Raw genomic sequence first — 11133 nt, forward strand, 5'->3', positions numbered from 1 at the left:
TCTACTCCTTACTTACGGCCTTTACGCTGCTTCTTAGGCTTGTCAGCCTTTGGCTCTACTGCGTTAGCAGCTGGCATACCGCCTAGAATCTCACCTTTGAAGATCCAAACTTTAACGCCGATTACACCATAAGTGGTGTGAGCCGAAGAAGTTGCGTAATCAATGTCAGCACGAAGAGTGTGTAGAGGCACACGGCCTTCACGATACCACTCAGAACGTGCAATTTCAGCACCGCCTAGACGGCCACTTACTTCCACTTTGATACCTTTAGCGCCTAGGCGCATTGCGTTTTGTACTGCGCGCTTCATCGCACGACGGAACATAACGCGACGCTCTAGTTGAGACGCGATGCTATCAGCCACTAATTGACCGTCTAGCTCAGGTTTACGTACCTCAGAAATATTGATCTGAGCGGGTACACCTGCAATTTTAGCTACAGCTGCGCGTAGCTTCTCAACGTCTTCACCTTTTTTACCGATAACCACGCCTGGACGAGCAGTGTGAATAGTCACACGGATACTCTTAGCAGGACGCTCGATAACGATGCGTGATAAAGACGCTTTTGCCAATTCCTTAGTAAGGTATTGACGTACCTTGAAGTCGCCGTCTAGGTTGTCAGCGAAATCTTTGGTATTAGCAAACCATGTAGCATTCCAAGGCTTAACGATGCCTAAACGAATACCATTTGGATGTACTTTCTGACCCATTGCTTACTCTCCTAGTCTCTTAGCGATCTGCGACAACCACAGTAATGTGGCTTGAACGCTTCAAGATACGGTCCGCACGGCCTTTAGCACGAGGCATAATACGCTTCATGATTGGGCCCTCATCTACGAAGATTTTAGCGACACATAGATCGTCGATGTCAGCACCTTCGTTGTGCTCCGCGTTAGCGATTGCTGACTCAAGAACTTTCTTGATCAGTTCAGCCGCTTTTTTGTTGCTGAACGTTAGAAGTTCTAGAGCTTGGTCTACTGACTTACCACGAATTTGATCTGCAACTAAGCGAGCTTTCTGAGGCGAAATGCGAGCAAAGTTATGTTTAGCGAATGCTTCCATCATCTACTCCTTAACGCTTCTTAGCTTTCTTATCCGCAGCATGACCGCGGTAAGTGCGAGTTGGGGCAAATTCACCCAGTTTGTGACCGATCATCTCGTCAGTTACGAAAACTGGAACGTGTTGACGACCATTATGGACAGCGATGGTCAAACCGATCATTGTAGGAATGATCATTGAACGACGGGACCAAGTCTTAATAGGCTTTTTGTCTCCGCTTTCCACCGCTTTCTCTACCTTCTTCAGCAAGTGTAGGTCAATAAATGGACCTTTCTTGAGAGAACGTGGCATGGCTTATCCTCTTAAATAGATTACTTAGTGCGACGACGTACGATGTACTTGTCGGTGCGTTTGTTTTTACGGGTCTTGAAGCCTTTCGTTGGCATACCCCATGGAGATACTGGATGACGGCCACCAGAAGTACGACCTTCACCACCACCATGTGGGTGATCAACTGGGTTCATTACCACACCGCGAACGGTAGGACGAACACCACGCCAACGGCTAGCACCCGCTTTACCTAGTTCACGCAGCATGTGCTCAGCATTGCCAACTTCACCGATTGTTGCACGGCCTTCAGCAAGTACTTTGCGCGTTTCACCAGAGCGTAGACGGATAGTAACATAAGCACCATCACGCGCTACAAGTTGTGCATAAGCGCCCGCAGAACGAGCGATTTGCGCACCTTTACCTGGAGTCAATTCAACGTTATGAATCGTTGAACCTACTGGGATATTACGCATTGGCAAAGCATTACCTGCTTTGATTGGCGCATCAACACCAGACTGGATAACATCTCCAGCTTTGATGCCTTTAGGTGCAATGATGTAACGACGCTCACCGTCTGCATATAGAACTAGAGCAATATTTGCGCTACGGTTTGGATCGTATTCTAGACGCTCAACTTTCGCTGGGATACCGTCTTTAGTACGTTTGAAATCAATCAAACGATAGTGTTGTTTGTGACCACCACCGATGTGACGTACTGTGATACGACCGTTGTTATTACGACCACCATTCTTAGAATTTTTCTCTAGAAGAGGGGCGTAAGGCTTACCCTTGTGTAGGTCAGCGTTAACAACTTTAACAACGTGACGACGACCAGCCGAAGTCGGCTTACATTTAACAATAGCCATTTTTCAACTACTCCTGTTATTCCGCGCCGCCAACAAAGTCAAGATCTTGACCTTCTTTCAAAGTAACGTACGCTTTCTTCACGTCTGAACGACGGCCTTGGCGTAGACCTTGACGCTTGGTCTTACCCTTAAGAATAAGAGTATTTACAGACTTAACTTCAACTTCAAATAGCTTTTCTACAGCTGCTTTGATCTCTTTTTTAGTGGCATCTTTTGCTACTTTAAAAACGATAGTGTTCGCTTTTTCAGCAGCCATGGTTGCTTTTTCAGAGATGTGCGGTGCACGTAGAACTTTTAGTAGACGCTCTTCACGGATCATGCCAGCATCTCCTCAACTTGCTTAACTGCAGCAGCAGTCATGAGAACCTTGTCAAATGCGATGAGGCTAACTGGATCAATACCAGCAACGTCACGCACGTCAACTTTGTACAGGTTACGAGCAGCTAAGAATAGATTTTCGTCTACTTCGCCAGTAACGATAAGAACATCGTTAAGCTCAAGTTCTTTAAGCTTAGCTACTAGCTCTTTTGTTTTTGGTGCTTCAACTGAGAAGTTATCAACAACGATTAAACGCTCTTGACGAACAAGCTCAGAAAGAATGCTTTTCATAGCACCGCGGTACATTTTTTTGTTTACTTTAACGCTGTGATCTTGTGGTTTCGCAGCAAAAGTAACACCACCTGTACGCCAGATTGGGCTACGGATTGTACCAGCACGTGCACGGCCAGTACCTTTTTGACGCCATGGCTTAGCGCCACCGCCAGAAACTTCTGAACGTGTCTTTTGAGCACGAGTACCTTGACGAGCACCTGCTGCATAAGCAACAACTACTTGGTGTACAAGAGCTTCGTTGAACTCACGTCCGAAAGTAGTTTCGGAAACAGTTAGTGCGTTAGCACCTTTAACCATCAATTCCATTACTTACTCCTAGACGTTATGCTTTAACAGCTGGTTTGACGATCACGTTAGCGCCAGTTGCACCTGGGACTGCACCTTTAATAAGAAGCAGATTGCGCTCAGCGTCAACACGTACGATCTCTAGGTTTTGAGTCGTTACACGCTCAGCACCCATGTGACCTGCCATTTTTTTGCCTTTAAATACGCGACCTGGAGTTTGACATTGGCCAATTGAACCCGGTGCACGGTGAGACAAAGAGTTACCGTGAGTCATATCTTGAGTGCGGAAGTTCCAGCGCTTAACAGCACCTTGGAAGCCTTTACCTTTAGATGTACCAGTAACGTCTACTTTCTTAATTTCGTTGAACAGTTCAACCGTTAGTTCAGCACCAACTTCGAACTCTTCGCCGTTTTCTAAACGGAATTCCCAAAGACCGCGACCAGCTTCAACACCTGCTTTCGCAAAGTGACCTGCTTCTGGTTTAGTTACGCGGCTAGCTTTCTTAGTACCAGCTGTTACTTGGATTGCTGCATAGCCGTCAGTCTCAAGAGTTTTCACTTGAGAAACACGGTTCGCTTCAACCTCAACAACAGTTACTGGGATAGAAACGCCTTCTTCAGTAAATACGCGGGTCATACCCACTTTACGTCCGACTAGACCAATCATTCTTCTAATCTCCCTTAACCTAGGCTGATTTGCACATCAACGCCCGCAGCAAGATCAAGACGCATTAATGCATCAACAGTCTTGTCAGTGGGTTCAACGATGTCGATCAGACGCTTGTGAGTACGAATTTCGTACTGGTCACGTGCATCTTTGTTTACGTGTGGAGAGATAAGAACAGTGAAACGCTCTTTACGAGTAGGTAGTGGGATTGGACCACGAACCTGTGCGCCGGTACGCTTAGCTGTTTCAACGATTTCCGCAGTAGAAGCATCGATCAATTTGTAATCGAAAGCTTTTAGGCGGATACGGATGCGTTGGTTCTGCATGAGACAGAGCTCCAATAAGTAAAAATTACACAAACAATATCGCCATTCGAACCTGCTAAAGCGGGTGAATGCCGATTGATTTATGTGAAACCGTAGTACCCAGATTGGGCACATTGTCAGCTAATTAAATTAACCAAAGCTAATCATATTAACTGCGAACATAAGCTGAGTATACGTTACCTCACTTGTGTTGCCACAAGCTTGCTCCTCGCTGCTCATTGGTTCACAACTGGCTTAACCAGTGGGGCTGCATTATACAGATCACAGATTCTCTTGCAAGGGGTGTTTGAAAAATAAACGAACAAGAGTAAGAAGAAGGCCAAAAGGTTGAGTGCTTGGCCTTCCTATTGATTATTTGATATTGCGCTGGCGAACCGCTTCAAACAAGCAAATGCCTGTGGCAACGGAGACATTAAGGCTCGATACACTGCCTGCCATGGGGATTTTAATCAAATCATCACAGGTTTCACGCGTTAAGCGCCGCATGCCATCCCCTTCTGCGCCCATTACAATTGCTAATGGCCCTGTCAGTTTACTTTGGTAGATATCATGGGTCGCTTCACCCGCCGTACCCACAAACCAAACGCCTTGTTCTTGTAATGCACGCATTGTACGAGCCAAGTTTGTCACACGAACTAAAGGGACTGTTTCGGCTGCGCCACACGCTACTTTACTAACGGTTGCCGTCATTGGAGCGGATTTGTCTTTAGGGACAATGACTGCGGCAACGCCTGCAGCATCAGCATTACGTAAACAAGCCCCCAAGTTATGTGGGTCGGTCACCCCATCAAGCACCAATAGCAAAGGCTGATCATGTTGGCTAAGGATTGCCTCTAAGTCATGTTCATTGAGCGCTTTTGCAGGCCGAACTTTGGCAATCACACCTTGATGATTTGCCCCTTGTGCTTTGTCATCTAACGCTTTACGCCCCATTTCCTGAATGGACACACCTAAGCGTAATAATTCATTTAATACAGGCAGTAACCTGTCATCTTGTCGACCTTTTAATACATACGCTTCGATGATACGTGCAGGGTCGCGCTGCATAACAGCGCTGACCGAGTGAATACCATAAATTAATTCGTTACTCATGACTTACCTATTTCGATTTCGAGCGACTTTTTGCCGTTTTAGGGCCCGATTTAGCTTTACGAGATTTATTCGGTTTAGCTCGTTTTCCTTTCGGGCTTTTTCCCGTTTCTTGTTCATCTGGGCGTTTAACAGGCTCTATCATCGGAACCGCTTTTGCACCACGAGTAGCCGCTGCTTTTTTCCCTTTTGCTTTGGCTTTCGCTTCCACTGCACGTTTTTTGGCAGTCTTACCCTCGCCGCGTAGCTTACGACTTGTCTCGACTAATTCAAAATCAATTTGTCGATCATCTAAATTAACCGATAGCACTTTAACCTTGACGGCATCACCCAATCGATAAATATGCCCAAAAGATTCACCAATTAATCGTTGACCAATAGGATCAAATTGATAGTAATCGTTCGCCAATGTCGAAATATGTACAAGGCCATCAATATGGAGTTCAGTTAATCGAACAAAGAAGCCAAAACCGGTGACATTAGCAATCACCCCTTCTAACTCTTCTCCCACATGATCTTGCATATACTCACATTTAAGCCAATCAGACACTTCACGAGTCGCATCATCTGCCCGACGCTCGGTCGTCGAGCATTGTTCGCCGTAGTAATCCATGTCATCAAAGGAGTAATGATATCCCCCTGTAGGTGTCCAACGATCTTGATTACGCCCTTCTTGTTTCGCTATCAAATACTTAATCGCACGGTGAAGCAGCAAGTCTGGGTAGCGGCGAATCGGTGACGTAAAATGCGCATAACGTTTCAGTGCTAAACCAAAGTGGCCCGCATTATCAGCGTTGTATACCGCTTGTTTCATTGAACGAAGCAGCATGGTTTGAATCAATTCTTTATCCTGCCGTTCACCAATTTGCTTTATTAAACTGGCGTAATCCGTTGGAGAGGGTTCAAGACCACCGCCCAAATCTAAGCCAAGTTCGCCTAAGAAGTCTCTAAAGCCCATTAAGCGTTCTTCACCCGGAGACTCGTGAACTCGGAAAAGAGCAGGCTCTTTGGCTTTTTCAACCAAAGAAGCCGAGGCAATATTGGCCATGATCATACATTCTTCAATCAGCTTATGGGCCTCATTACGAATGACAGGTTCAATGCTCTCGATCTTACGTTGAGCATTAAAGATAAATTTGGTCTCAACCGTTTCAAACTCAATCGCCCCTCGCTGATCTCTTGCCTCTTTGAGTACAAGATACATCTTATGGAGCTCTTCAAGGTGGGGAACGACCTCTTGATAACGCTCACGTAGCTCTTCATCCCCTTGCAAAATATCATGGACTTTGGTGTAGGTGAGCCGGGCATGTGAATTCATGACGGCTTCGTAGTGTTTATAACCCGAGAGCTTTCCGGTGTCTGAAATCGTCATTTCACAAACCATACACAGACGATCGACTTGGGGGTTAAGTGAGCACAGCCCGTTGGAAAGAACCTCTGGCAGCATAGGTACCACTTGTGAAGGGAAGTAAACCGAGTTGCCTCGATTAATCGCTTCTTTGTCTAGCGCACTATCAGGGCGAACATAGTAACTAACATCAGCAATCGCAACCCATAAGCGCCAACCTCCACCCTTTTTCGCTTCACAATACACGGCATCGTCAAAATCTCGCGCATCTTCGCCATCAATCGTTACCAAGGGTAAGTCACGTAAGTCTACACGCCCTTGTTTGGCTTCTTCAGGTACCTCTTCACTGAGGTTTTCAACCTGTTTAAGCACTTCACTCGGCCATTCATGAGGAATTTGGTGTGTACGAATAGCAATTTGGGTTTCCATACCCGGTGCCATATTTTCACCGAGCACTTCCACGACTTTCCCCATCATTCCTCGGCTGCGTGATCCACGATCGGTAATTTCAATCACCACCACATTGCCCATCCGAGCCCCTTCACGCAACTCATTAGGAATTAAAATATCTTTATGAATACGGGAATCGTCAGGAACAACATACGAATAACCATGCTCAAAGAAAAAGCGGCCGACGATCTGAGTGTTACGTTCTTCAAGAATACGAACCAAACGCCCTTCTTTTCTCCCGCGTTTATCAGTACCCGTTGGTTGAACTAAGACGAAATCACCATGAATCAGGGTACGCATTTGGTGGTGAGGCAGCAGGATATCGTTCTCTTTATTAAGGCTACCTTCTGGGCGAACCCAACCATGTCCATCTTTGTGCCCGATGACGGCCCCTTTCACCATTTCAAGTTTTTCAGGTAAGGCATAGCATTGACGGCGGGTAAAAACCAACTGCCCATCACGCTCCATCGCACGCAAGCGACGGCGCAAGCCTTCATATTGGTCTTCACCATTAAGCTCAAGCGCTTCAAATAAATCATTACGATTCATAGGCACATTGGCTTGAGTAAGAAATTCTAAAATGTATTCACGACTTGGGATGGGATTCTCGTAGTTATCGGCTTCTCGATCCGCAAACGGATCAGTATGGGTTGTATCAGACATAGGCAGACCTGCTTTTCTAGGAAGGTACATAAAGTATATCCTACTGTGTTCTTAAGCTTAATAGCTAATCCCAACCGGCAGAAGCGTAACAACTTTATGCATTACGTGACCGCTATCAAGTTGTCACAATAATCACAAGAAAGTTAGTCGTGTTGTATGATGACGAAATGTTGGAGAAAGTGGTAAAGCGAGCGCCAAAACGCTGAGTAGGAAATCATAAGATAGGCTTGAATATTTATTATCTAAATCTATCACTTACCACCAAGTTTTTGAGTGGGGTAAGCGATAGGATGATAGAGAAAGAGACCGTATTAAACAAGCGTTATTTACCAAAAGCTACCTCGGCGCTTAGCGCGTGCAATAATATTTTCTGGCATTCGCAGCTCTAGCCCTTGTCTTAATAAGGCGATGCGATGATGAGTTCGTTGATCTGCCGTTACAGAGTTATATAGCCAGCGATAAGCATCTTCGTAATCTAACGGGCTGCCATGATCACGCAGCAATAACTCGGCTAACTGGATACGAGCATTCAAATTACCCATTGCTGCTGCTTCACGCAGATAAGGAATCGCACGTTCTTTATCCTGTTGGACTAAAGTCCCCCGAGAGTAGTAACGCCCAAGCTGTTCAAGTGCTGAGGGTAACCCTTGGTGAGCCGCATTTTCCATATAGTATAAGCCGAGTTCGACATCTTGGGCGACACAGACGCCCCAAGCCAGCATATCACCATAAAGAAACTCATAGGCAGGCAAGCTAATACGTGTCGCTCGAGCAACAATATCTTCAACCAACTGACAATTATCCGCTTTAACACGCGCTAAATGTTGATTTTGTTCAATCAGTTTGATTAGCTCAGCTTCAGAATAAATCGGCACGGGTTCTCCAACATCCGCCACATTGGCGTGGCTGAATGCAGAGTGTAATGCGAATAATAATGAAGTGGCTACCATACGTAACTTCATACATGCACTCTTGGTTAACTCCGATAGCCATAACAGTATAGCGCGAGAGTGCGCAAAGGCTCGGTTTGATTCCTATATCGGCCAACCGACAGCACTCTTTAGCGAAAATTACCTATCAGCGGCAGTTTTTTGCCACTAAAAATCACGGACGGTAACCCGTGATAAAAGCCAATAAAAAAGCCAACTCAAGAGTCAGCTTTTTATGTTAAGTGTTTAAAAAACGTTATTATACCGCGTATGGATGCACTTTAATGATGGTTTCATTTCGATCAGGACCCGTCGAGATAATATCGATAGGAACACCCGTTAATTCTTCAATACGCTTGATATAATTCAGAGCAGCTTGAGGAAGATCGGCCAATGATTTCGCACCAAAGGTATTTTCTGACCACCCCGGCATGGTTTCATAAATCGGGGTTACAGCTTCAAAAGCATCCGCCGCCATCGGTGATACTTGGGCCACTGAACCGTCTGGCATTTGATAACCCGTACAGATTTTTAGCTCTTCAAGCCCATCAAGCACGTCTAACTTGGTTAAGCAAAAGCCAGTGACTGAGTTGATTTGAATTGCACGGCGCATAGCGACCGCATCAAACCAACCACAACGGCGCTTACGACCTGTCGTTGCACCAAATTCATGGCCTTTAGTACCTAGATGGTTACCCACTTCGTCATCTAATTCCGTTGGGAACGGACCAGCACCAACACGAGTACAGTAAGCCTTAGCAATACCAAGAATATAACCTAAATGACGAGGGCCAAAACCTGAACCCGCAGCAACACCACCAGCCGTTGTATTAGAAGAAGTCACATAAGGATAGGTACCATGGTCGATATCAAGCAACGTCCCTTGCGCACCTTCAAACATGATTTTATCACCACGCTTACGAGCCGCATCTAACTCATCGGTCACGTCAATGACCAGAGAGGTTAATAGCTCGGCATAGCCTTCAACTTGAGCAAGCACATCATCATAACTGACGGGTTCTGCTTTATAGAAGTGCTCAAGCTGGAAGTTATGGAATTCCATCACTTCTTTCAGTTTTTCAGCGAACGCAACCATATTGAAAAGGTCACCCACTCGTAAACCACGGCGTGCCACTTTATCTTCATAAGCAGGGCCGATACCACGCCCCGTAGTACCAATGGCTTTTTTACCACGAGCAGCTTCGCGTGCTTGGTCAAGCGCAATATGGTAAGGAAGAATGAGTGGACAAGCTTCAGAAATGAAAAGACGTTCACGAACGGGAATACCACGCTCTTCAAGAGGCTTCATTTCATTGATAAGGGCATCCGGTGAAAGTACAACACCATTACCGATGATACATTTCACGTTATTACGGAGAATACCGGACGGAATTAAATGAAGAACGGTTTTTTCACCGTCGATAACCAGAGTATGCCCTGCGTTATGACCACCTTGGTAGCGAACGACATAGTTAGCATCTTCTGTTAAAAGGTCAACTATCTTACCTTTACCTTCGTCACCCCATTGGGTGCCTAGAACGACAACGTTATTTCCCATCTTTCCAAGTCTGATTGCTAGTTAAAAAGGGATTCTAGCACTGAATAAAAAAAAACGCTAATCACCAAAGTGATTAACGCTTTCTACATCAATATATTGCAGTTATTGATGTGTAATTAATGGGAGCCACAGCTTCCGCCACCGCAGCAGCCATCTTTCTTACCATGATGATGTCCATGATCGTGACCTTCACCACCACAGCAACCACCTTCATGATCATGATCGTGGTCATGACCACAACCGCCTGATTGGTGGATATGCCCATGGGAAATTTCATCATCTGTGGCTTCACGCAGAGAAACAACTTCAACGTCAAAAGTCAAAGTATGGCCAGCCAACATATGGTTACCATCCACCACAACTTCATCACCATCGACTTCGGTGATCTCTACAGGAATAGGACCTTGATCGGTATCGGCTAAGAAGCGCATACCAACCTCAATCTCATCAACACCTTGGAATACTTCCGCAGGAACACGTTGAACGAGTTCATCACTATGTTCACCGTAAGCATCTTCGGGAACCACCGTTGCGCTGAATTTATCACCGACAACTTTGCCTTCTAATTCGCGTTCAAGGCCTGTGATTAGGTTGTTGTGACCATGTAAGTACTCCAGCGGGGCTTCCGCTGTGGATTGGTCTACCACAATGCCATCTTCGAGTTTTACTTGATAGGCAATGCTAACAACCACGTTTTTTTCAATTTTCATAACGGCTCCAAGGAGGTGGGGTTGGTTCTTCTCATCTCTCGACAAAAAAGATAGAGTTAACCACTATTATGGGGATTATACACAGAAACTCAATTATTCTGGCTTAAAAATCCCGATCATTTGTTCACTTGCGTGGGGCGTTTTTTCAACAGATTGTGGTTTTCTCTGCTCGGTATAATCACATTCCACACATTCAACCAACTCAATATTATTCTCTATCCACCAACGAAGCGTATCTTGCATCTGGCAATTCGGGCAACTGGCCCCAGCAATAAAGCGTTTTTTTCCTTTCACGTTTTGGTC

At 45.6% G+C, this 11133-nt stretch carries 14 protein-coding genes; all 14 read right to left on the reverse strand.

Annotated elements, in window-relative coordinates; translation table 11 throughout:
* Nucleotides 1–8 precede the first annotated feature (8 nt).
* The 14 genes from rpsC to B5D54_RS11565 all read right to left on the reverse strand — a co-directional run bounded on the left by rpsC (nt 9) and on the right by B5D54_RS11565 (nt 11124).
* A complete protein-coding gene (rpsC, locus tag B5D54_RS11500; protein ID WP_004394527.1) occupies nt 9–707 on the reverse strand; it encodes a 30S ribosomal protein S3 in 699 nt (232 codons plus the stop codon).
* Nucleotides 708–726: 19 nt separating this feature from the next.
* Nucleotides 727–1059, reverse strand: coding sequence for a 50S ribosomal protein L22 (gene rplV, locus B5D54_RS11505; RefSeq protein WP_078926689.1), 333 nt, complete (start codon nt 1057–1059; stop codon nt 727–729).
* Nucleotides 1060–1069: 10 nt separating this feature from the next.
* Nucleotides 1070–1348: a 30S ribosomal protein S19 gene (rpsS, locus tag B5D54_RS11510; RefSeq protein ID WP_004394525.1), complete on the reverse strand. Its 279-nt coding sequence runs from the start codon at nt 1346–1348 to the stop codon at nt 1070–1072.
* A gap of 20 nt (nt 1349–1368) precedes the next feature.
* Complete coding sequence (gene rplB / locus B5D54_RS11515) at nt 1369–2193, reverse strand: 50S ribosomal protein L2 (RefSeq protein WP_078926690.1); 825 nt, start codon at nt 2191–2193, stop codon at nt 1369–1371.
* Between the two features lie 16 nt (nt 2194–2209).
* Nucleotides 2210–2512, reverse strand: coding sequence for a 50S ribosomal protein L23 (gene rplW / locus B5D54_RS11520; protein WP_004394523.1), 303 nt, complete (start codon nt 2510–2512; stop codon nt 2210–2212).
* Complete coding sequence (gene rplD / locus B5D54_RS11525; RefSeq protein ID WP_078926691.1) at nt 2509–3111, reverse strand: 50S ribosomal protein L4; 603 nt, start codon at nt 3109–3111, stop codon at nt 2509–2511. The genes rplW and rplD overlap by 4 nt, the downstream gene beginning before the upstream one ends.
* A 16-nt stretch (nt 3112–3127) precedes the next feature.
* Complete coding sequence (rplC, locus tag B5D54_RS11530) at nt 3128–3757, reverse strand: 50S ribosomal protein L3 (protein ID WP_078926692.1); 630 nt, start codon at nt 3755–3757, stop codon at nt 3128–3130.
* A gap of 14 nt (nt 3758–3771) precedes the next feature.
* Nucleotides 3772–4083, reverse strand: a complete 312-nt coding sequence (gene rpsJ / locus B5D54_RS11535; protein ID WP_001181007.1) for a 30S ribosomal protein S10 — start codon at nt 4081–4083, stop codon at nt 3772–3774.
* Nucleotides 4084–4434: 351 nt separating this feature from the next.
* Nucleotides 4435–5175, reverse strand: coding sequence for a 23S rRNA (guanosine(2251)-2'-O)-methyltransferase RlmB (gene rlmB / locus B5D54_RS11540; protein WP_078926693.1), 741 nt, complete (start codon nt 5173–5175; stop codon nt 4435–4437).
* A 7-nt stretch (nt 5176–5182) separates the two neighbouring features.
* On the reverse strand, nt 5183–7633 hold the full coding sequence (gene rnr, locus B5D54_RS11545) for a ribonuclease R (RefSeq protein ID WP_078926741.1): 2451 nt from the start codon (nt 7631–7633) through the stop codon (nt 5183–5185).
* A gap of 326 nt (nt 7634–7959) precedes the next feature.
* A complete protein-coding gene (motX, locus tag B5D54_RS11550; protein WP_078926694.1) occupies nt 7960–8595 on the reverse strand; it encodes a flagellar protein MotX in 636 nt (211 codons plus the stop codon).
* 226 nt (nt 8596–8821) lie between these two features.
* Nucleotides 8822–10120 carry an adenylosuccinate synthase gene (locus B5D54_RS11555; RefSeq protein WP_078926695.1) on the reverse strand — a complete coding sequence of 433 codons (1299 nt, stop codon included), beginning with the start codon at nt 10118–10120 and terminating at the stop codon, nt 8822–8824.
* Nucleotides 10121–10236: 116 nt separating this feature from the next.
* Entirely contained in the window at nt 10237–10830 is a 594-nt protein-coding gene (slyD, locus tag B5D54_RS11560) for a peptidylprolyl isomerase (protein ID WP_078926696.1), read from the reverse strand.
* 93 nt (nt 10831–10923) lie between these two features.
* The gene (locus B5D54_RS11565) at nt 10924–11124 is read right to left on the reverse strand and encodes a YheV family putative zinc ribbon protein (RefSeq protein WP_078926697.1); all 201 of its coding nucleotides are present in this window, start codon (nt 11122–11124) and stop codon (nt 10924–10926) included.
* Nucleotides 11125–11133: the final 9 nt, after the last annotated feature.

The sequence above is a fragment of the Vibrio cincinnatiensis DSM 19608 genome, from assembly GCF_900167345.1.
In the GTDB taxonomy this organism is placed as follows: Bacteria; Pseudomonadota; Gammaproteobacteria; order Enterobacterales; family Vibrionaceae; genus Vibrio; species Vibrio cincinnatiensis.